A 19799-nucleotide genomic window follows, 5' to 3' on the forward strand; every position below is an offset into this window, starting at 1 on the left:
TTACTTAATTTTAGGCAATACTAGAGGTAGAATATTGTGATATACTATCCATTTACATAGAAGAATTGAATACTTTAAATTGAGAGGGGTACTTAAATGAGTCAAGAAAAGCAAGTCTTCTCGATAGATTTAGCTGGTCGCCAGCTAACAGTTGAAACTGGTCAGCTTGCAAAACAAGCGAACGGAGCAGTATTAGTAAGATATGGCGATACAGCGGTTCTATCTACAGCAACTGCATCAAAAGAAGCTAAAAATGTAGATTTTTTCCCACTTACAGTAAACTATGAAGAGCGTTTATATGCAGTCGGAAAAATTCCTGGCGGTTTTATTAAGCGTGAAGGTCGTCCAAGTGAAAAAGCAATTTTGGCAAGTCGTTTAATCGACCGTCCAATTCGTCCGCTATTCGCAGATGGTTTCCGTAACGAAGTACAAGTTGTCAGCATTGTAATGAGTGTTGATCAAGATTGTTCTTCTGAAATGGCAGCTATGCTTGGTTCTTCATTAGCGTTATCGATTTCAGATATTCCATTTGAAGGTCCAATCGCTGGTGCGACAGTTGGTCGTATTAATGGCGAATTCGTTATTAATCCAACAGTAGAACAGCAAGAACAAAGTGATATCCACTTAGTTGTAGCTGGTACGAAAGATGCGATTAACATGGTTGAAGCAGGAGCAGATCAAGTGCCTGAAGAAACAATGTTAGAAGCAATTATGTTTGGTCATGACGAAATTAAACGTTTAATTGCATTCCAAGAAGAGATTGTACAAGCTGTAGGTAAAGAGAAATCAGAAGTGAAACTTTATGAAGTTGACGCTGATCTTAATCAAGCTGTACGTGAAATGGCTGAGAAGGATATGCATTCTGCAATTCAAGTACATGAGAAACATGCACGTGAAGATGCAATTAACGAAGTGAAAAAGCGTGTAATTGAGCATTACGAAGCTGAGGAAGCTGACGCTGATACATTAGGACAAGTAAATGAGATTTTATATAAAATTGTAAAAGAAGAAGTACGTCGTCTTATTACAGTTGAAAAAATCCGCCCAGATGGCCGTAAAGGTGACGAAATCCGTCCTTTAGCATCAGAGGTTGGTATTTTATCTCGTACACACGGTTCTGGTTTATTCACACGTGGACAAACACAAGCATTAAGTATTTGTACATTAGGTGCATTAGGCGATGTGCAAATTTTAGATGGTCTTGGTGTAGAAGAATCAAAACGCTTTATGCACCATTACAATTTCCCATCATTTAGTGTTGGTGAAACAAGACCGATGCGTGGACCAGGTCGTCGTGAAATTGGTCATGGTGCACTAGGAGAGCGCGCACTTGAGCCTGTAATTCCATCTGAAAAAGATTTCCCATACACAGTACGCCTTGTATCTGAAGTATTAGAATCAAATGGTTCTACTTCACAAGCAAGTATTTGTGGTAGTACTTTAGCAATGATGGATGCGGGTGTTCCACTTAAAGCTCCAGTTGCAGGTATTGCAATGGGTCTAGTTAAATCTGGTGAGCATTACACAATTTTATCTGATATTCAAGGTATGGAAGATCATTTAGGTGATATGGACTTTAAAGTAGCAGGTACAGCACAAGGTGTAACTGCACTGCAAATGGACATTAAAATCGATGGTTTATCACGTGAGATTTTAGAAGAGGCATTACAACAAGCGAAAATTGGTCGTGTGCACATTCTAAATCATATGTTATCTGTTATTGCAGAGCCACGTACTGAATTATCAGCTTACGCTCCAAAGATTATTACAATGACAATTAACCCAGATAAAATCCGTGACGTTATTGGACCAAGCGGTAAACAAATCAATAAAATTATTGAAGAAACTGGCGTTAAAATTGACATCGAGCAAGATGGTACAGTATTCATTTCATCAATAAATCAAGAAATGAACGACAAAGCTAAGAAGATTATCGAAGATATCGTTCGCGAAGTACAAGTAGGTGAGATCTACGAAGGAAAAGTGAAGCGTGTTGAGAAATTTGGTGCTTTCGTTGAATTATTCAGCGGTAAAGATGGATTAGTTCATATTTCTGAACTTGCACTTGAGCGTGTAGGTAAAGTAGAAGACGTTGTGAAAATCGGTGATGTAATTACAGTTAAAGTTATCGAGATTGACAAGCAGGGTCGCGTAAATCTATCTAGAAAAGTATTGCTAAAAGAAGAGCAAGAAAAAGAAGCTGCTAAAGAAGAAAACAAACAAGAGCAGCAATAAGTAAAAGCCAGTTAAACTGGCTTTTTTTGTTATGTAAAAAACATGATGTTCATATATTTTTATGTCGGTATAGGTATAGTTTTCATTATAACGCTCAAATTAACAAAGATAAGAAGAAAATGTTTTTATATAGTTAATTTGGGAGGGTTTATATGAAAGTTCGTATATTGGCATACATATGTATATTTTCTTTATATGTCAGTTTAGGCTCTTATTCTGTTTTTGCACAAGATAACTTGCATAAAGAAATTCAAAAGCATGCAAAACAGTATGAGATTGCACCTCAAAATGCGATGATTGATAAAATATGGAAGGCAATACCTGGATATAATGGAAGACAAGTGGATATTGAAGCATCGTATAATAATATGAAGAAGCTAAAGGAATTTGATCAAAAATATCTTGAATTCAAAGAAGTCTCACCGAGTGTTCATTTGGAAGATTTATCACCAGCTCCAATTTATAGAGGGCATCCAAATAAAAAGATGGTAGGATTAACAATAAATGTGGCATGGGGAAATGAGTATTTGCCTCGCATATTAGAAATCTTGAAAAAGCATGATGTGAAGGCCACTTTCTTTTTAGAAGGACGTTGGGTGAAAGAAAATTTGCGGTTTGCAAAAATGATTGTCGATGCAAAACAAGAAGTTGGAAATCACTCATACACACACCCTAATATGAAAACGTTATCGTCAGATGAAATACGAGATCAGTTACAAAAAACAAATCGAATGATAGAAGTAGCAACGAATCAAAAAGTAAGATGGTTTGCCCCGCCGAGTGGAAGCTTTCGAGATGAAGTCGTAAAGATTGCAGATGATTTTCAAATGGGAACGATTATGTGGACTGTAGATACGATTGATTGGAAGCGACCTGAGCCGGATGTACTATTGCAGAGAGTAATGAGAAAAATACATCCAGGTGCTATCATATTAATGCATCCTACTTCGTCTACAGCAGAGGCTTTAGAAACAATGATTACAAAATTGAAGGAACAAGGATATAAAGTGGGGAATATAACTGAATTACTGGATGAAAAACGTGTGGATTAAATACATTTGCATGACATTCATCCTTAAACTTGTTATCATTAAATAATAGCGTTTTATTTAGAGAAACTGGCAGTAGGAGGAAAGTTTTTGATTAAAAAATATACTTGTAAAAATGGTGTAAGAATAGTTATGGAGAATATACCAACTGTAAGATCGGTTGCAATTGGTATTTGGATCCATGCGGGATCAAGAAATGAAAATGAAAAAAATAATGGGATTTCTCACTTTTTAGAGCATATGTTCTTTAAAGGGACAGAAACACGTAGTGCACGAGAGATTGCAGAATCATTTGATAGCATTGGTGGTCAAGTGAATGCATTTACTTCAAAAGAATATACTTGTTACTATGCAAAAGTATTAGATGAGCATGCTAAATATGCTTTAGATGTTTTAGCAGATATGTTCTTTAATTCAACATTTGATGAGGAAGAACTGAAAAAAGAGAAGAATGTCGTATGTGAAGAAATTAAAATGTACGAAGATGCGCCAGATGATATTGTGCATGATATGTTAACGAAAGCAACATATGAAACGCATCCACTTGGATATCCTATTTTAGGAACAGAAGAAACGCTTAATACGTTTACAGGTGATACGTTACGTCAATATATAAAAGATCATTACACACCTGAAAATGTAGTTGTATCAGTTGCAGGAAATATTGATGAAGCATTTTTACAAACAGTGGAGCAATATTTCGGTAGTTATGAAGGAACAACAAACCGTGAACAAGTACATAGCCCAATTTTCCATTTCAATAAGGTAGCCCGTAAAAAGGAAACGGAACAAGCTCATTTATGTCTAGGATATAAAGGCTTACAAATGGGACACGAAGATATTTATAACTTAATTGTATTAAATAATGTTTTAGGCGGTAGCATGAGTAGCCGTTTATTCCAAGAAGTACGTGAGCAACGTGGATTAGCTTACTCGGTATTTTCTTACCACTCTTCTTATGAAGATACAGGCATGTTAACACTTTACGGTGGAACAGGTAGCCAACAATTAGATACACTGTATGAAACAATGCAAGAAACATTAGAGACATTGAAAAATACAGGTATTACAGAAAAAGAGCTTATGAATAGTAAAGAGCAATTAAAAGGAAACTTAATGTTAAGTTTAGAAAGTACAAATAGCCGTATGAGCCGTAACGGTAAAAATGAATTGCTTCTTCGTAAACATCGTTCACTTGATGAGATTATTGAAAGTGTAAACACTGTAACAAAAGAAAATGTGGACGGATTAATTCGCAACATGTTTACTGATGAATTCTCTGCGGCACTTATTAGTCCAGATGGAAAACTTCCAAAAGGAATAAAACTATAATCGATTTTTATGATGTATCTGATAATAACCTTCTCTCATTTAAATGAGAGAGGGTTATTTTTTTTATACATATAGAATAGGTACTAATTATAGACAATGCAAATGAAAAATTCAGTAGGGGGAGTATGTATGCGATTAAGTGAATTAAGTGGTAAAGAGGTTGTAGATATAGAAAAAGCGGAAAAAATGGGAGTCTTAGGTTATATGGATTTAGAGATTAACGAGAAAGACGGACAAATACAAACACTTATAATACCTGTAGGGAAGTGGGGAGGTTTTAAAAAGGAACCACAAGAAATAAGGGTGGCATGGAGTCAAATAAAGAAAGTCGGACATGATATGCTTCTTTGTGATAGTATAGATCGTTCAAATTCGGAGTGAAGGATGGCCATTTTGGTCATCTTTTTTTGTATCTACATAGAAACCTGATAAATCATATGTGCATTTGGATTTTCAATCACCATAAACTCGTACATTACATATGATGTGGAGGAAAAAGAAAAAGTAGGCACTTTTCTTATAAATGACAGAAAAAGAAGGTGAATTAGGGAATGTTGACTGAGATGCATATTGCTGTCATAGGAGGAGATGCAAGGCAGCTAGAAGTAATTCGTAAGCTAGTTGAATTGGATGCGAAACTTTCTTTGATAGGGTTTGATCAGTTAGATCATGGTTTCACAGGGGCAGCAAAAGAAAGTATACAAAATTTAGATTTCACTTCTGTAGACGCAATTATTTTGCCGGTTGCAGGTACAAATGCTAAAGGAGAAGTAGATACTATTTTTTCAAATGAAAAAGTTTCAATAACGAAAGAACAAATTGAAAATACACCAGAACACTTTACTATATATTCGGGTATTGGTACACCTTACTTGGAAAATCTCGTATCTACTACGAACCGAAAACTTGTTAAATTATTTGATCGTGATGATGTGGCAATATACAATTCTATTCCAACTGTAGAAGGTACATTAATGATGGTAATTCAACATACCGACTATACAATTCATGGGTCCAATGTAATGGTTCTAGGATTTGGTAGAACAGGAATGAGTGTTGCGAGAGCATTTCAATCATTAGGAGCCCATGTCAAAGTTGGAGCAAGACGATCTGAACATATTGCACGTATTACAGAAATGATGTTTTCTCCTTTTCATATGCAAGACATAGAGAAAGAAGTAGGAAATATCGATATTGTAATCAATACAATTCCGCACCTCGTTGTAACAGCGAATGTTATTGCAAAAATGCCAGCTCATACGTTAGTGATTGATTTAGCTTCTAAACCAGGCGGTACTGACTTTAGATATGCGGAAAAAAGAGGAGTCAAAGCGTTGCTAGCACCTGGATTACCAGGTATTGTTGCTCCCAAAACGGCTGGGCAAATTTTAGCAAATGTTCTTTCTCAGTTATTAGCAGCAGATGCAATTGCAAAGGAGGAGGAAAAGAAATGAGTTTGAAGGGGAAACGAATTGGTTTCGGATTTACGGGTTCACATTGTACGTATGAGGAAGTTATGCCGCACTTAGAAAAATTAATTGCTGAAGGGGCAGAAGTACGTCCCGTTGTTTCATACACTGTTCAATCAACAAATACTAGATTTGGAGAAGGAGCAGAGTGGATTAAGAAAATTGAAGAAATAACAGGTTTTAAAGCAATTAATTCAATTGTTGGAGCAGAGCCACTTGGACCTAAAATTCCATTAGACTGCATGGTAATCGCTCCTTTAACAGGAAATTCTATGAGTAAATTTGCAAATGCAATGACAGATTCTCCAGTACTAATGGCAGCAAAAGCGACGCTAAGAAATGGCAAGCCTGTCGTATTGGCAGTTTCGACGAATGATGCTTTAGGATTAAATGGGGTAAATCTAATTACACCAACAAGGTGACGACAAAGCATAAACGCTTATATGTCGCCATCTTGAGGGAGCTTAGGGTAAAGCACAAGTTCGAAATCATCGAGCCTTTGCCACTTTTCCTTTTTATAAACAGCCTTTTCTAAAACTGACTTTAGGAGGCTGTTTTTCTTTTTGGGATCATCTGTTTTAAAGTACAGATCAAGAACATGCTCCACTTGAGGTATTGTGTCTTTCTTGACTTTTTCCTTCTTAATTTCGGTTTTAATTTCTTTCTTTAAGTTTTCCATAGTGGAAGTAATTTCAGTTATATGGTCAGCAACTACATTCGAGCGTTCTAAAAACATATCGACTGTGTAAACGCCACGTTCTAATAAATCATGTAAATTATTTTTTTGTTTTTGGACATCCACTAATTCTTTTTCAAGCTTGCGTAATGCAGCTTCATTCATTTGAATAACTTGTGTTTCTTTTAATTTGTCATCTTGCTTATGTTTTTCAAAATCAGCTTTATAATTGATGTACCATTCTTTTAATGCCTCGAGTAAACGCTTCTCAATTAATTCAGTATAACTTGATTTGTTTTCACAGCCACGGTGTTTACAATCCATCGTTTCTTTTCGGTTCTTCGGATAACGTTGGACCATACTATAACCACATTTACTACATTTAATAATGCCAGCTAGAGGGTTTTTAATTCCGTTCGTATTGTAAGGAACGTGATATCTTGAGTTTAATTTTTCTTGTACTTGTTCAAACAAACTTTCAGGTATGATTGGCTCGTGCTTACCATCGGCAATAATCCAATCTGATTTATCTTGTCTTGCACAACTACGTTTCACAGCATCAGGACGTTTTACTTCTTTTCGTTTTTGCCACGTTACTTTTCCAATGTACACATTGTTCTTTAATATATCTAAGATGCTGTAGGGGTTCCATTCATTACCTAGCTTACTTTTGTAGCCAAGATCATTTAATTTGCTTCGGATTGCGTTAGCGCCCATATCCTCGTTTGCATACCAATCGAATATCATTCTTACAACAGAAGCTTCTTCTGAATTAATTGTTAAAGTACGTTCTCGCTTATTTAAACGGTGGATATCATAACCATAAGGCGCATGGGTACCGAGGTAATTACCAGCCTCCACGCTTGCTATACGGCCGCGTTGCATACGACGCGTAATAATCTTTAACTCCTTACGAGCCATAAATGCTTCAAATTCGCTATATTCTTCGTCCCACTCATCATTAAGATCATAAGTCTTCCTAGGTGTCATAATCTTCGTATTCGAGCGTTTAAACGTCTCTAAAATGATTCCTTGCTCTTTCATACCACCACGACCTAAACGGTCCATATCCATACAAAGAACAACATCATATTTGTTATCTTCAATTTCTTCAAGCAGTGCTAACATTTCAGGGCGCTTCACTAAACTTTCACCAGAAACAATTTCCTCACGGACAGCTAAAACATTTAAGTTCATTTCCTTGGCAATTTTCAGCAGGGTAGTGCGGTGTTTTGCTAATGTTTCGCCTTCGCCGCGTGCTTCGGATTCGAGATCGGCGCGGGATTTTCTTAGGTAAATTGCGGTTTTCATAGGTAGACCTCCTTGTTAGTATCCATTATATAAAAAATAAAGTTGTAAAGAAGTAAATAGTTAATAAAAAAGCCCTTTAATTGGGCTATTTCAATTTCGATGTTACTTTTATTTTGTGTTTTAGAGTTGCATTGTTTTAATTTTAAGGAATTAAAGTATATTTTTGATAAACTTTAGCTGAAAAATCACATACATAAAAGACCTCTTCTTGTGATTGTTTTTCTAAAAAGCAAACTGTTCTTTTTTCATCCAGCATGTAACCGTGAATTATTTTTTCGCTTCGGAATATATCTTCACTTACTAGATTAATTAAATATGAAGTGGGAAATTCTTTAGTGATTTTTGTTAGAGTAACGGTATAAAAATACATTAGAATTACAGGGAAAGTATTAATAATTAATATTGAACTTAAATTGATAGATTTGAGTACAAATTCGTAATAGAAAAAAAAGTAAAAAATTACACTTGTAATTAAGTTTAATAATATTAAAATACAAACTATTCTTATAAAAGAATTGTGGTGCTTAAATTTTTTAATAAGAAAGCGGGAAACAATAAGTGAAATGAGTGAAATTATAAATAGCCATGCACTCCAAAAGTAAGTTTTATGTAGAGAATTTGAATTGTCATAATCAAAAGAATTCGGAAAGTTACTACCGAAAGTGTGGGCTAATAGATTATAAACAAATAAGGCATAGACAACAGCAATTATAAATTGCCACACTTGTAAACTTTTATTAGTGCTTTTGTCTAAGAATAATTTATCGATATGAGTAAGACTTTTAATTTTAATAAACTTATTTCCTAAGAAGTATAATAAGGATGCAATACAAGTTACTAAAGTAACAAGTGCGGGTCCTGAATTTAAAATAGTATTTTTTATAAATTCCATCTGTTAATTCCTACCTTTTAAATAATATTTATATTTTGTAATTCCTAACTTATAAAGTTGTATTTTAAATTCACATTAATAGGTCTTTAAACGAGCCAAATCCCCTGTAATTCCATAATTTTCAGCTATCTCTTGAATTGATAGATTAGTATTTTGATGTTCAGAAATCATTTCATCAGATAGTAGGAGTTCGAATGCAAATGTATTGGCTTTGGGGTGTAATAGAGCATGCCCTAATTAAAAACTTTAGATTATGATAAAAATTCTTCTATAATTGCTTTACCGTTTTTTATTTGTTTAATTCCCTAATTTGTTGCACCTTGCTACTTTATCTTGAAAATCACCTGCCTGTTTTTTTGCAATCGGGTTGTCATCCATTTTTTCTAATTGAGATAACGCAGAACGTGCTGTATCGCAATCCATTTTTCCAATTTCTTGTCTCTCGAATCGTTCGCGGCGAGAGGCTGCCGCCCTATCGAAAGCTTCCTCTTTCTCCTTTGGATCAACGGCTTGAATTTTTCTTATTTGCTCCTCTTTGAATCGCTCCGATTCGGGTCCTTCTATTTTTGGTGCTGATTGATTACTGGAATCATTTTCGTAGAGTTGTTTTTGTTTTTCTTGATTCTGATGTTGCTCTGCTGTGGCTGCTTGTTCTTGCTTCGCTTTTTCTTCCGCTTGGCGTTGCACTTCAGCTTCCTGACGTTGTTCTTCTACATTCTTTGTTTCTTCTTGTGCGTGTTGTTCGTCTTCTTTAACTGGATTGTTAGTATCACAACCAACTAGTCCAATAGATAAAAAGAGCGCTGTAAATGGTACTAGGTATTTTTTCATTATTAATCCTCCATAAGTTAATAGAATTACGCCTGGTTACTTAATAAACGTAAGTTTTTAAACGAGCAAATCCTCCAGGAATCCCATGGACCTCCGCAATTTCTTGAATAGATAAACGAGTATCTTTATAAGCAGAAATCATTTCATCGGTAAGTAACAATTCTACAGCAAATGTATTTGCTTCGATTTCTAAGCGATCCACTGAAAAGAAGGTTTGGTTACGTAAGAAGGGGGTATTTGCTTTAGGATGAAGTACAGCATGACCTAATTCATGTGCACAAACAAATTGTTGAGTAGTTTCGTTAATTTGATTATTAATATGAATGAATTTAAAGCGTTTATAAGTGTTGTAAAAACCAAGAGTATTCCCAAGGTCTTCAAACAACACTATAATATCTTTTCGTTTAGCAATTTCAAAGGGGTTTGTTGTGCCGTGTTTTTTTACGATTTTCATTACGTAGTCTTTAATTTTCATTTCTCGCTCCGTTCAATCTTTTTTATACTTGTTTGGAGTGAATTTTTGTTTTGCTAATTGTTTTGCCATGCGCATAGAGTTTTCTAGAGAAATACGAATCATTTCTTTTGTGTGTTCGTCTATTGGTTCTCCATCAAACATTAACGCTTCATCGCTGTTTTCTAGCTCTTCTAAGGTTTTTTCTAAATCACGTGCGATATCACGTTCTTCCTTAATTGATAATTTAGATGGATTATTAGATACCATTTCTTTTGTTTGTGTTCTATCTAACAGATAATCTGTTGATACCTCAAAAAAGTCTGCAATTTTCGTTAAAGTATCATAATCTGGTTCACGCTGACCTTGCTCATAATTGGCTAATTTTCCTCTTGAAAAACCCAAACGATCAGCAAGTTCATATTGACTTAGTTTTTGTTTCTTTCTAAGTTCTGAAATCTTTTTTCCAAGCATAAATTCTTCCTTCTTTCTAAATAAGAATAGGCGCTTTTTATTAATTATAGAAACGTTTAGTTTCTAAATCCACAAAGGAAACAAAAAGTTTCTAATAAACGTTGACAGAAACGATTTGTTTCTTTATATTAGAGTTACAAGGAAACAAAATGTTTCTTTTGGAGGTGGAATATTGAATAAAAAAAGAAATAAAATGATTGAATTTAGAAGTAATCAATCAAGAATAGTCGTAGCAAGGCATTTGAAAATTACGCCTCAAATGTTAGGGGCAATTGAACGTGGTGATAGAACGCCTTCATTAGAATTAGCTAAAAGAATAGCTGATTTTTATAAAACAACAATTGATGATCTTTTTTTTAGTTAAAAAGGAAACGAAATGTTTCTGGAGGTGAGAAAATGCCAACAACTAACATGGCAGTACCAACAGACCCGTCGCATAAACATATAAAAAGCACTTCAAGAGGTGACACCATGAGCCAACAAGAAGAATATGCGGCGACTTATGAATTTGGAAAAACGAAAGTCCATGTTGTGGCTCCTGAGCCAAAATCACAAAAGGATATCGATAAAATCCGTCAAGCATATTACAAGGCTGGTTGGGCCATCATCAAAGAAATACAAGTAAAAGAAAACGTTGAGGATTAGTTCCTCTCTTTTTATACGAAAAGTAGACAAGTTACATATGTACTAAGTTCATTGTAACCATTTGAAAACTAAATATGGAGGCGAACAGATATGGGAACAAGCATATACTGCAATTCAGCAATAGGAGAATTATTACAGAATGCCAGAGAATGTTGTGACAATGTTCAGCTGAAAACGAAGAAAGGGTTATCTAAGTACCTTGGTATTACACATGAAAGACTAACCCGTATTGAATCTGGACTTTCTAAACCAGAATTTGAACTTGCGATGGATTGGTGCCATGCAACAGGAGCAAAGTTAAATCAACAAGCGATTAAACATATTTATGGTGTTGGGTTACCACCTACAGATCCACGTTTAACTCAAGATGTAAATCTACAATTGATGAACTACATTAAACAAGCTGAAGAGGGAATTGCGGCAGCAAAGGAAATCATGAACTTACAAGTTACAACAAGATCATGGAAGCATGATGAAAAAAAGAAACATGAATACGCAGTTCATGCAAAAGAAATCTTCGATACAATCCAAGCTACTCAATGTGTAGTGCAAGCTCTTGAGCAAGTTCATTTTGGCATTATGGAACAAATACAAAGAAGTTGGTTGCAAAAGGCTATGGCAGAAAACGTGATTATTCAATCGGTGGATAGCTTAATGACTTTAACGAAGATGCTGTAAAGGAGGAAGAAAAATGACAGTAGATTATAAGAAACCTAGTTTAAAAGAATATAAGGAATTAATTCGTTATGATGCAAAACTAACTGGTGAAATTAAAATAGCAGAATTACTTAATGAGGATTTAAAAACAGTTGAGTTAAAGCAAGAGAAGAAATTGTTGGGGATTCGAATCAAAATTATAGAAGCATCATTTATTTTGAAGCATAAATGGGCAAAAGAAAAAGCTACCGCCTAGACAACAGTAGCTCTGAAAAATATTGTAAAGCAATTATAACATTATATAAATCATTTGGACAAGCCACTGTGCTTGTCGTTATGACCAGAAAGGGATTGTTCCTCCCATACCTCTACAATGTTCCTTTCTGGTTGTAACGATGCGTACAGCATTAATTTAAATAGAAAGGAGATGTAGTTCATGAACGATAAAAGCAATCATCTTCATGATCTAGTTCTTCCTGGGGATTTTTCATTTGCGAATAAACTTCGTAACTGTATGAGTGAATGTATTTATAACATGTTTAATGCAGAATCAACTGGAGAATCAAATCACTGGGAAGAAGAGCTGGAGCGATGTATGAGGGAATTTAAAATGCTTCGTGATACAAAAGAGGAACATGAGGCATCGATGAGTTATCGTGTAGTGATTAAAGATTTAAGAGCAAGAGGAGTTAACGCTTCGTTAGTAACACGTAGAAAATAAAAAGATCTATCACTTGGCAGAGTGATAGACAAACGGTCTTGCAAAAGATCTTAGGATTAATTATATCAAATTAGCATTCGTATAACAACGGAGTGTGCTACATGCTTTTAGACAAATCATTACATAGAGTGTTGCTGAATCCTAAAGTGTTTCAACAAGCAACATCAGAGCAACACCTAATTTACTTAGTAAAACAATATCTCAAAATAGGATACAAGAATTATCGCTTATTACGTGTAGAGGACGGATTCGCGATATGTAAACGGGAGGATGAATAATATGGCAGTTTATAGACCAGTACATGTTTCATTTTGGCAGGATTCATTTGTTTTAGATCTTACACCGGAGGAGAAGTATTTCTACTTATATTTGATGACAAACAGTAAGACGTCTCAATCAGGAATCTATGAGCTTCCACTTCGTATCATTGAAACTGATACAGGATATAACCGTGAAACTGTTATGAAGTTATTAGAACGTTTTGCTGAATACGGAAAAATTAATTACAACCATAAAACAAAAGAGTTGTTCTTAATCAACTGGTTGAAATTCAATCCAATTAAAAATGTAAACATTGAAAAATGCGTTTTAAAAGAGATTCAATCTGTGAAAGACCAGGATTTTTTAGTTGATTTCTATGAAACTTGTTTGCAATTAGAACGAGAACAAGATTTTAAAATCCCTCGTATTAAGGAGTATTTATCAGTCCGTTTGGAGGGGCTTATAAGGGGCTTCCAAGACCCTAGCAAGGAAGAAGAAAAAGAAGAAGAAAAAGAACAACAACAAGAAGAACGCGCAGGCGCGGAAGAAGTTGTTGAGGTTAATCCAATTTCTTTTTACGAACAAAACTTCGGACTGATTACACCTTTTATTGCAGATGGTATTCATGCATGGATAGATGATTTAAATGCAGAGCTAGTTATTAAGGCTATGGAGATTGCTTTAGAGAAGAATACGAGAAACATGTCTTACGTAAATACGATTTTAAGAGATTGGCATCTTAAAGGATTTAAAACAGTAACTGATGTTGAGGCAGCTGATAAAGCATTTCGTGCTCAGCGATTAACAAAAGCTCAGCAACAGACACAAGCGCCTTATCAACAAAAAGGTTTATCGGAATCTACTAAAAACGTAATACAGCAGCAACAAGCATGGGAGCAGAACATTCCAACAGAAGAAGAACTTGCAGTACTTAACCAACAGAATGTGTGGTTGGCCAAATGAGTAACGATATGATTCGTAATGTAGAAGCTGAACAAAGTGTTTTAGGTAGCATTATCCAAGAAGGCGATTTAATTAAAGATTGTCAGCTAAAGGTAAAACAGTTTTCTTTACCAACGCACCAAGTGATTTTCAAGGCAATGAGAGAATTAGAGGATGTTGAGGTTCCGATAGATCTTGTTGCTCTCATTGGAAAATTCGATGAAAGCTTTATGCATCAAATTGGCGGAATTGAATTCTTTGTAAACTTAACAGAAGTTGTTACGACTACTAAAAATTTCTCGTATCACGAAGGCTTAGTTATTGAAGCTTGGAAAATGCGACATGCTCAGGAGGTTGCTGGTAATTTATATAACCGCCTTCAGCAAGATAGGGATATGAGTGCTATTAGTACATCAATTGATGAATTAAGCGCCATTGAAGAAACGGGTTACTCAGATGAATTTAACTTGAAAGATACGCTTGTTGATTTGTATAAGAACATGCAAATTGATGTAGGAGATTTAACCGGTATACCAACTGGTTATGACGACCTGAACAGAATGACAGCTGGGTTACAAGAGGGTGATTTAATCATTGTCGGCGCTCGTCCTTCAATGGGAAAAACAGCATTTGTATTAAACGTTGCTTTTCATGCAGCAAGTGCTCATACAGCAACAGGAATCTTCTCGCTTGAGATGGGGGAGGAGCAATTACTTAAACGTATGATTTCAAGTACTGGAAATATAGATGCTACAAAATTAAAGAATCCTAAGAAGCTATGTAATTTAAAGGATTGGGAAAAAATTAGTCAAGCGATGGGATTAATTAATGATTTGCCATTAGAAATTTACGATAAAGCAAATGTAACGATGCAAGAGATTTATGCAAAGGCTAGGAAATTAAAGCGTAAGTATCCTGATAAAAAGGTTTTAATTGCAATTGATTATTTGCAGCTTATTGTAGGGGATCCGAAGCATAGAGGGAACCGCATGCAAGAAATAGGTGAGATTAGTCGTAAGTTAAAACTGATGGCAAGAGAATTAAATGTATGTGTAGTTGCATTATCACAGTTAAGCCGTGCTGTAGAAAGCAGACAAGATAAGAGGCCATTGCTATCAGATTTACGTGAAAATGGCCAAATTGAGCAAGATGCGGATTTAATCGCATTCTTATACCGTGAAGATTACTATGACCGTGAGACAGAAAATAAAAACATAACGGAAATTATTTTAGCGAAACAAAGGAACGGTCCAGTTGGTGTTGTTGAACTAGCATTCATTAAAGAATTTAGTAAGTTTGTAAATTTAGAGAGAAAGTTCAATCATCAACAGGAGGCTTAATCATGTTGTTACGTCAGGAAGTAGAACGTAGAAAACTAATAATCATTCGTAAATTATTGGGTTTAGGATTAGCTGAAATTAATGGACAAACATTAGACCAATTAACGTTAACGCAGCTTGAAGGGATTCTAATAGCAAGTTTGCAGGTATTGGAGGGGAAAAACAATGCCAAAGCAATTAACAATTTTTGACGTGGAGCCAGTTGTATCATTTGATCCTAAGAAAGCTCATATTCACCGTTTAAATTCAAAATTACGGTATGCAGATGTGGTTGTGCAAATACCACGTCAAGCTAAAGCGATTGATGAATTAAAACCGACAACAGCGCCTGATGAGCGTTATGAGTTATTTGAAGATTATACAATGGGAATTTGGCGTTATAAGCGAGTGGAGGATAAACAATTTGTATGGGAAGAAGCTGAAGAAATGTGTAAGCAAGCAAGGGATGAAAAAAAGCCGATTCCAATACGGCTCCATTTGTCACTTGAACGAGCATTTGTTCCAGAAAATGTTGTGCAATATCTATAGACAAATAAAAAAAGCTGAGATCACTCTCAACTTAATTCGACAAAGTAATTATAACACATTGGGGAGTGGTTTTGGTGCCGATTATCAAAGAAAATATTGTAGGAATGAAGGCTGAAATTTCTTTAGTGGAAAACATGATTTACGTTGTGAAGGACGGAAAGATTCATCCGATTGAACCACCAACAACTGGACATGGTGAACAGTCATTTGTATATAAAGCTGGTAAAGTAGCGCGTATTGAGGAGCGGAAAACGAAGTTGCTTTAATCAAATTTGAATTTTATTTAAAGATAAAGAGCGCTTTTCAAGGTGCTCTCTGACCAAAACTGAAATTGAAAAAGAATACGCATGATATTGTATGTGTGCTATTTAGGTAGGTGCAGTTTTAAAACAAAATCTTTATTTAAATAAAAAAAGAGCACCGTATTTAAGTGCTCTTTGTAAAAAAGAATTGTATGAGAGGGAAACTATTATAGCACCGAAATTCATATTTTTCGTTTTGAGATGGGTTGTTTTTAAATTGATAGTGATGAAGTCCTATCCCTTATGGTAGTTTCACTTTATCATGTGCAAGGTGAAACTACAGTTAGTTGGTCAGAGAAAGTAACTCCATTTACTGTTGCTGAAGCTGTAAGTGTTATATTTCCAGGTCCAAAGGCAGTAACATTAGCGCTAAAAGATCCATCTGCTTGTGTAAATACTATAGTTGGAGAAACAGTTGCTGCACCTGTTATGGAGAGAGAAACTGGTATTCCTGCAAATCCCATATCATTGATTAATAAACGACCTGATGCAACAACAGGAACATTACAGTCTTCGCTTGTAAAGACTAGTTCAAGAGCTAACGAAACACCAGTTATTGGTATTCTTCTAATACAAACTTTTATGATTTCTTTTTCGCTGAATTTAAACGCAACTCGTAATCCGTCTATAAATCCAAAATTCTGTTCTTGGGCAGAAACTTGTCCAAGAATTGCTACTCCTGTGACCTCGAAAAGGTCTCCTTCATTGGCATCTTCACGGTCAATGACACATTGAAAAGGGATATCATCAAAAACTTGAAAACCCGGCACTAGGGTGCCATTTTCTAAAACAGCAGTGTAAGTTATCGTTTTATGAACTACCCCGCAAATTACAACTTTTTCTGGTACTACGTTTTCAATATCTGCTTCAACAGTTTGTGTAAAGGTAACGGTACCTGCAAGTGCTGGGGGGACAAGCTGCGTAGTTCTCTCAACAACAACTTGGCAACAAGTTGTTGGATTAATAAGTGGGCAAACCATTTTGCATTCCTCCTTAGTTCTATAAATATATTCTCTCAGTGGATTTCGAAGTCAAATAGAAAGCTACCATTGCTTCTACTATAGATTATGAAGTAGATAGAGAGCTTGTATAGGAGGATATCTTGGACAAGCTTCCTAATTTTCAACAAATAATTAAGTTGTTTCATGTTAGAAAGATTCGTAACTGTAAATCTAGTCTCTAAAATAACCCAATTTCATATTTATGATGAACAGATATAGATTTAATTAGTAATCAATTTTATAGAAACTTTTATTACATCTTTCTCTATAAAATTGAAAGCAAAGCTTTGCCTATACGATCGAAAATCATTTGAACTTCCAAAGTTAGCTTCACGTGCAAAAACTTCACCGAGTATTTTTTTCTCGACGATGCTAAATTGATGATTTTCTTTAATATCCGTTGATTCTATAAGACACTGGAAGGGAACATCATCTTGAATGCTATGATTTGGAATCTCTCTATTATGAGTTACTGCTGTATAAGTAACAGTTTTTCGGATATATCCAATAATGATGACTACTTCTGAACACACCTTTTCAATCGTAGTGAATACCTGTTTATCAACTTTGACAGTTCCTTTTTTTGCGGGAGGAACTAAATGGATTTTATGCTCAACAATTTGTCTGCAACACATCGTTTGGGATTTTTGAGCTTTTAATGATTGTTTTGTTTTTTGAGTTTTTGGGGTGCACGCTGATTTTATTGGTTTTTGAACTTTCAGAAATACCGATAAATCAATATGCGGGAAATAAGGTGCGCTTATATTAATGACATCTTTCTTATGATGTGAATTCATATACGTGTCCTCACTTTTTGATAACATATAGTGTAGAATATGTTTTCTACACTATATATGCTTGTTTTTGACAAATAATTTTTAAAAATGAGCTGTTGTCATATATCGACATGATTCTTTGGCAATAAAAAAATATGCTTTTGATTTACATCCATAAAAAGCATATGACTCCTGCTCATTCATATAAGAGATAACGTGCTTTCAACTTGAAAAAAGGTCTATGAAATGCAGGGCGAACATTTAGACAAAATAATCGTTTGAATAGAAAAATAGATAAATTGTGTAAAAATGGTATAATAAATAAAAATTAAATATTTAGTCCTACTGGAAGAACCAGCGGACATCGAACTATAAGAGCATTAGTGATATTGCTCTGTAGTTTGGTGTCCGCTTTTTTGTTTTTATTAACAAAATATATAAGGGGTGTTTTTATATATGACGCAATTAACTTTCTTACCTAAAATTGATCGCAAAGCAACGCAGGCTCGTTTAGAAAAGATTCTTGAAAATGTTCGTATTTATAGACAATTTGGGATGATTAGACATGAGATGAAGGTTACAGCATCTAGCGAGGTAAGATATCACGGTCAAACAAATATAGTAGGAAAACCGGCTGAAGATATTGCTCTAGCAAATGTTGCTATGAGTGAAAGAGAAGTGAAACTACAACGTTTATCTTTTCAAATTGATAAGGCATTAAGTCGTTTTAGTAAAAACCAAAGGGATATTATTGTAAAACGATATTTAGAAGATGAAGAGGTCTTTGATTACATGGTTTATAACGAAATTGGTATGAGTGAGCGTACGTATAGACGAAATAAATCTAATGCTTTTTATAAATTAGCTTTTGCTCTTAGATTAGAAGTATATGAGACAGAAGAGCAGAATGGGAGGGAGGATCTATGAACTTTGTCCAACCTATTCGTGATCCAGAGCAAATACAACATATTAAAGAATATCTGAAGGAAAACAATGAACGTAATTATATTTTATTTGTGATGGGAATTAATACAGGGTTACGTATAAGTGATATCTTAAGACTTAAAATAGGTGATTTAAAGGGTAGTCATATTTCAATGAGAGAAAAGAAAACGGGTAAACAGAAACGGATTCAATTGACACCAGCATTAAAAAGAGAATTACGTTGGTACATTGAAGAAAGAGAAGATAGTGAGTATTTAATTAAGAGTCGAGAAGGAAAGAATAAACCGATTGGTCGCAGTATGGCATATAAAATACTAAGGACTACAGCAGCAGAGTTTGGATTAGACGAGATTGGAACGCATACACTACGTAAGACATTTGGATATCATATGTATATGCAGACAAAGAATATAGCCTTGCTAATGGAGATATTCAATCATTCAAGCGAGCGGATAACATTACGATATATAGGAGTAAACCAGGATGCAATGGATAAAGCAATGACTAGATTTAAAATCTAATTATTGCTTTATCCTTTTTTATTTGATGTTTATTGAGTTAAGCATTTGGAATATTATTAAGCATAAAAAAAGCATTCCATAGTTATTTTTTAAAATACAGCTTTTTTGAAGTGGATAGAATCACCTATAATTCTTAATATAGTTATTTGTTGGGAAAAATATAAAATTAACATTGAAAAAACTATATATATAGTTGTATAATAAACCGTTGTAAAAAATTGAAGGGAATTACAAAAAATGAAAAAACAAATTGCAGCAATTACTCTAGCAACTACTCTTGGATTGAGTCTTCAACCAATTATAGGGGCAGCAGAAACAAATCAAAATGTACAAGCAACACAACAAAATGGTTGGATTGAAGAAGGAAACGGCACATGGTTTTTCTATGATCATGGTGTGAAGAAAACAGGCTGGGTATTAAGTAATGATAAATGGTATTA

General features: G+C 34.7%; 24 protein-coding genes and 3 pseudogenes. 19 read left to right on the forward strand and 8 right to left on the reverse strand.

What is annotated here, in order from left to right; all coding sequences use genetic code 11:
* The first annotated feature begins 96 nt into the window (after window positions 1-96).
* The 6 genes and pseudogenes from pnp to dpaB form a co-directional block, all read left to right on the forward strand.
* A complete protein-coding gene (pnp, locus tag MR170_RS15015; RefSeq protein WP_000076745.1) occupies window positions 97-2235 on the forward strand; it encodes a polyribonucleotide nucleotidyltransferase in 2139 nt (712 codons plus the stop codon).
* Window positions 2236-2387: 152 nt separating this feature from the next.
* Entirely contained in the window at window positions 2388-3287 is a 900-nt protein-coding gene (locus tag MR170_RS15020; RefSeq protein ID WP_242308558.1) for a polysaccharide deacetylase family protein, read from the forward strand.
* 87 nt (window positions 3288-3374) lie between these two features.
* Window positions 3375-4616, forward strand: coding sequence for a M16 family metallopeptidase (locus MR170_RS15025; RefSeq protein ID WP_000593001.1), 1242 nt, complete (start codon window positions 3375-3377; stop codon window positions 4614-4616).
* A 129-nt stretch (window positions 4617-4745) separates the two neighbouring features.
* Window positions 4746-4997, forward strand: coding sequence for a YlmC/YmxH family sporulation protein (locus MR170_RS15030; RefSeq protein ID WP_016080542.1), 252 nt, complete (start codon window positions 4746-4748; stop codon window positions 4995-4997).
* A gap of 170 nt (window positions 4998-5167) precedes the next feature.
* Window positions 5168-6070 (forward strand): dipicolinic acid synthetase subunit A, encoded by a 903-nt coding sequence (gene dpaA / locus MR170_RS15035; RefSeq protein ID WP_000954735.1) that lies wholly within the window; start codon window positions 5168-5170, stop codon window positions 6068-6070.
* Window positions 6067-6492, forward strand: a pseudogene (gene dpaB / locus MR170_RS15040) (dipicolinate synthase subunit B); the annotation flags it as partial. The gene dpaA and the pseudogene dpaB, both read left to right, overlap by 4 nt.
* A gap of 32 nt (window positions 6493-6524) precedes the next feature.
* Here the strand turns inward: dpaB and MR170_RS15045 are convergent.
* The 6 genes and pseudogenes from MR170_RS15045 to MR170_RS15065 all read right to left on the reverse strand — a co-directional run bounded on the left by MR170_RS15045 (window position 6525) and on the right by MR170_RS15065 (window position 10720).
* The gene (locus MR170_RS15045; RefSeq protein WP_242308559.1) at window positions 6525-8072 is read right to left on the reverse strand and encodes a recombinase family protein; all 1548 of its coding nucleotides are present in this window, start codon (window positions 8070-8072) and stop codon (window positions 6525-6527) included.
* 142 nt (window positions 8073-8214) lie between these two features.
* Entirely contained in the window at window positions 8215-8964 is a 750-nt protein-coding gene (locus MR170_RS15050) for a hypothetical protein (RefSeq protein WP_098276621.1), read from the reverse strand.
* A 75-nt stretch (window positions 8965-9039) separates the two neighbouring features.
* Window positions 9040-9201, reverse strand: a pseudogene (locus MR170_RS32715) (ImmA/IrrE family metallo-endopeptidase); the annotation flags it as partial.
* Window positions 9202-9261: 60 nt separating this feature from the next.
* Window positions 9262-9795 carry a hypothetical protein gene (locus tag MR170_RS15055; RefSeq protein WP_242308560.1) on the reverse strand — a complete coding sequence of 178 codons (534 nt, stop codon included), beginning with the start codon at window positions 9793-9795 and terminating at the stop codon, window positions 9262-9264.
* A 40-nt stretch (window positions 9796-9835) separates the two neighbouring features.
* Window positions 9836-10270: an ImmA/IrrE family metallo-endopeptidase gene (locus tag MR170_RS15060; RefSeq protein ID WP_048558726.1), complete on the reverse strand. Its 435-nt coding sequence runs from the start codon at window positions 10268-10270 to the stop codon at window positions 9836-9838.
* A 12-nt stretch (window positions 10271-10282) separates the two neighbouring features.
* The gene (locus MR170_RS15065) at window positions 10283-10720 is read right to left on the reverse strand and encodes a helix-turn-helix domain-containing protein (protein WP_065703292.1); all 438 of its coding nucleotides are present in this window, start codon (window positions 10718-10720) and stop codon (window positions 10283-10285) included.
* Window positions 10721-10892: 172 nt separating this feature from the next.
* Between MR170_RS15065 and MR170_RS15070 the strand changes: the two genes are divergently transcribed.
* The 10 genes from MR170_RS15070 to MR170_RS15115 all read left to right on the forward strand — a co-directional run bounded on the left by MR170_RS15070 (window position 10893) and on the right by MR170_RS15115 (window position 16080).
* Window positions 10893-11084 (forward strand): helix-turn-helix transcriptional regulator, encoded by a 192-nt coding sequence (locus tag MR170_RS15070; RefSeq protein WP_065703294.1) that lies wholly within the window; start codon window positions 10893-10895, stop codon window positions 11082-11084.
* A gap of 32 nt (window positions 11085-11116) precedes the next feature.
* Window positions 11117-11365 (forward strand): hypothetical protein, encoded by a 249-nt coding sequence (locus MR170_RS15075; protein ID WP_071758798.1) that lies wholly within the window; start codon window positions 11117-11119, stop codon window positions 11363-11365.
* Window positions 11366-11455: 90 nt separating this feature from the next.
* Complete coding sequence (locus tag MR170_RS15080; RefSeq protein ID WP_000537278.1) at window positions 11456-12043, forward strand: hypothetical protein; 588 nt, start codon at window positions 11456-11458, stop codon at window positions 12041-12043.
* A gap of 13 nt (window positions 12044-12056) precedes the next feature.
* Window positions 12057-12278 (forward strand): RNA polymerase subunit sigma, encoded by a 222-nt coding sequence (locus tag MR170_RS15085; RefSeq protein WP_088608051.1) that lies wholly within the window; start codon window positions 12057-12059, stop codon window positions 12276-12278.
* Between the two features lie 180 nt (window positions 12279-12458).
* A complete protein-coding gene (locus MR170_RS15090) occupies window positions 12459-12743 on the forward strand; it encodes a hypothetical protein (RefSeq protein ID WP_242308562.1) in 285 nt (94 codons plus the stop codon).
* Window positions 12744-13022: 279 nt separating this feature from the next.
* The gene (locus MR170_RS15095; RefSeq protein ID WP_242308563.1) at window positions 13023-13967 is read left to right on the forward strand and encodes a DnaD domain-containing protein; all 945 of its coding nucleotides are present in this window, start codon (window positions 13023-13025) and stop codon (window positions 13965-13967) included.
* Window positions 13964-15286, forward strand: coding sequence for a replicative DNA helicase (gene dnaB / locus MR170_RS15100; RefSeq protein WP_242308565.1), 1323 nt, complete (start codon window positions 13964-13966; stop codon window positions 15284-15286). The genes MR170_RS15095 and dnaB overlap by 4 nt, the downstream gene beginning before the upstream one ends.
* A 2-nt stretch (window positions 15287-15288) precedes the next feature.
* Entirely contained in the window at window positions 15289-15477 is a 189-nt protein-coding gene (locus MR170_RS15105) for a hypothetical protein (protein WP_000926798.1), read from the forward strand.
* Window positions 15452-15814, forward strand: coding sequence for a cell division protein SepF (locus tag MR170_RS15110; protein WP_242308567.1), 363 nt, complete (start codon window positions 15452-15454; stop codon window positions 15812-15814). The genes MR170_RS15105 and MR170_RS15110 overlap by 26 nt, the downstream gene beginning before the upstream one ends.
* 74 nt (window positions 15815-15888) lie before the next feature.
* On the forward strand, window positions 15889-16080 hold the full coding sequence (locus MR170_RS15115) for a DUF3954 domain-containing protein (protein WP_242308568.1): 192 nt from the start codon (window positions 15889-15891) through the stop codon (window positions 16078-16080).
* A gap of 296 nt (window positions 16081-16376) precedes the next feature.
* Here the strand turns inward: MR170_RS15115 and MR170_RS15120 are convergent, their stop codons facing one another.
* On the reverse strand, window positions 16377-17096 hold the full coding sequence (locus tag MR170_RS15120) for a hypothetical protein (RefSeq protein WP_242308570.1): 720 nt from the start codon (window positions 17094-17096) through the stop codon (window positions 16377-16379).
* Between the two features lie 242 nt (window positions 17097-17338).
* Window positions 17339-17914: a hypothetical protein gene (locus MR170_RS15125; protein WP_242308571.1), complete on the reverse strand. Its 576-nt coding sequence runs from the start codon at window positions 17912-17914 to the stop codon at window positions 17339-17341.
* A 435-nt stretch (window positions 17915-18349) separates the two neighbouring features.
* Here MR170_RS15125 and MR170_RS15130 point away from each other — a divergent pair, with 435 nt between their 5' ends.
* From MR170_RS15130 to MR170_RS15140, 3 genes and pseudogenes are all read left to right on the forward strand, one after another.
* Window positions 18350-18820, forward strand: coding sequence for an ArpU family phage packaging/lysis transcriptional regulator (locus MR170_RS15130; RefSeq protein ID WP_242308572.1), 471 nt, complete (start codon window positions 18350-18352; stop codon window positions 18818-18820).
* On the forward strand, window positions 18817-19359 hold the full coding sequence (locus MR170_RS15135; protein WP_242308573.1) for a site-specific integrase: 543 nt from the start codon (window positions 18817-18819) through the stop codon (window positions 19357-19359). The genes MR170_RS15130 and MR170_RS15135 overlap by 4 nt, the downstream gene beginning before the upstream one ends.
* A gap of 237 nt (window positions 19360-19596) precedes the next feature.
* Window positions 19597-19799: pseudogene (locus MR170_RS15140) on the forward strand (NlpC/P60 family protein); the annotation flags it as partial.

This window comes from Bacillus cereus group sp. BfR-BA-01524 (genome assembly GCF_022662595.1).
Taxonomy (GTDB): Bacteria; Bacillota; Bacilli; order Bacillales; family Bacillaceae_G; genus Bacillus_A; species Bacillus_A thuringiensis_S.

Excerpts from the sequence above, each read along its gene's own strand:
- pnp (WP_000076745.1), top strand. The coding sequence starts at position 97 with ATGAGTCAAGAAAAGCAAGTCTTCTCGATAGATTTAGCTGGTCGCCAG.
- MR170_RS15020 (WP_242308558.1), top strand. The coding sequence starts at position 2,388 with ATGAAAGTTCGTATATTGGCATACATATGTATATTTTCTTTATATGTC.
- MR170_RS15030 (WP_016080542.1), top strand. The coding sequence starts at position 4,746 with ATGCGATTAAGTGAATTAAGTGGTAAAGAGGTTGTAGATATAGAAAAA.
- dpaA (WP_000954735.1), top strand. The coding sequence starts at position 5,168 with ATGTTGACTGAGATGCATATTGCTGTCATAGGAGGAGATGCAAGGCAG.
- MR170_RS15045 (WP_242308559.1), bottom strand. The coding sequence starts at position 8,072 with ATGAAAACCGCAATTTACCTAAGAAAATCCCGCGCCGATCTCGAATCC.
- MR170_RS15050 (WP_098276621.1), bottom strand. The coding sequence starts at position 8,964 with ATGGAATTTATAAAAAATACTATTTTAAATTCAGGACCCGCACTTGTT.
- MR170_RS15055 (WP_242308560.1), bottom strand. The coding sequence starts at position 9,795 with ATGAAAAAATACCTAGTACCATTTACAGCGCTCTTTTTATCTATTGGA.
- MR170_RS15060 (WP_048558726.1), bottom strand. The coding sequence starts at position 10,270 with ATGAAAATTAAAGACTACGTAATGAAAATCGTAAAAAAACACGGCACA.
- MR170_RS15065 (WP_065703292.1), bottom strand. The coding sequence starts at position 10,720 with ATGCTTGGAAAAAAGATTTCAGAACTTAGAAAGAAACAAAAACTAAGT.
- MR170_RS15075 (WP_071758798.1), top strand. The coding sequence starts at position 11,117 with ATGCCAACAACTAACATGGCAGTACCAACAGACCCGTCGCATAAACAT.
- MR170_RS15080 (WP_000537278.1), top strand. The coding sequence starts at position 11,456 with ATGGGAACAAGCATATACTGCAATTCAGCAATAGGAGAATTATTACAG.
- MR170_RS15085 (WP_088608051.1), top strand. The coding sequence starts at position 12,057 with ATGACAGTAGATTATAAGAAACCTAGTTTAAAAGAATATAAGGAATTA.
- MR170_RS15090 (WP_242308562.1), top strand. The coding sequence starts at position 12,459 with ATGAACGATAAAAGCAATCATCTTCATGATCTAGTTCTTCCTGGGGAT.
- MR170_RS15095 (WP_242308563.1), top strand. The coding sequence starts at position 13,023 with ATGGCAGTTTATAGACCAGTACATGTTTCATTTTGGCAGGATTCATTT.
- dnaB (WP_242308565.1), top strand. The coding sequence starts at position 13,964 with ATGAGTAACGATATGATTCGTAATGTAGAAGCTGAACAAAGTGTTTTA.
- MR170_RS15105 (WP_000926798.1), top strand. The coding sequence starts at position 15,289 with ATGTTGTTACGTCAGGAAGTAGAACGTAGAAAACTAATAATCATTCGT.
- MR170_RS15110 (WP_242308567.1), top strand. The coding sequence starts at position 15,452 with ATGCCAAAGCAATTAACAATTTTTGACGTGGAGCCAGTTGTATCATTT.
- MR170_RS15120 (WP_242308570.1), bottom strand. The coding sequence starts at position 17,096 with ATGGTTTGCCCACTTATTAATCCAACAACTTGTTGCCAAGTTGTTGTT.
- MR170_RS15125 (WP_242308571.1), bottom strand. The coding sequence starts at position 17,914 with ATGAATTCACATCATAAGAAAGATGTCATTAATATAAGCGCACCTTAT.
- MR170_RS15130 (WP_242308572.1), top strand. The coding sequence starts at position 18,350 with ATGACGCAATTAACTTTCTTACCTAAAATTGATCGCAAAGCAACGCAG.
- MR170_RS15135 (WP_242308573.1), top strand. The coding sequence starts at position 18,817 with ATGAACTTTGTCCAACCTATTCGTGATCCAGAGCAAATACAACATATT.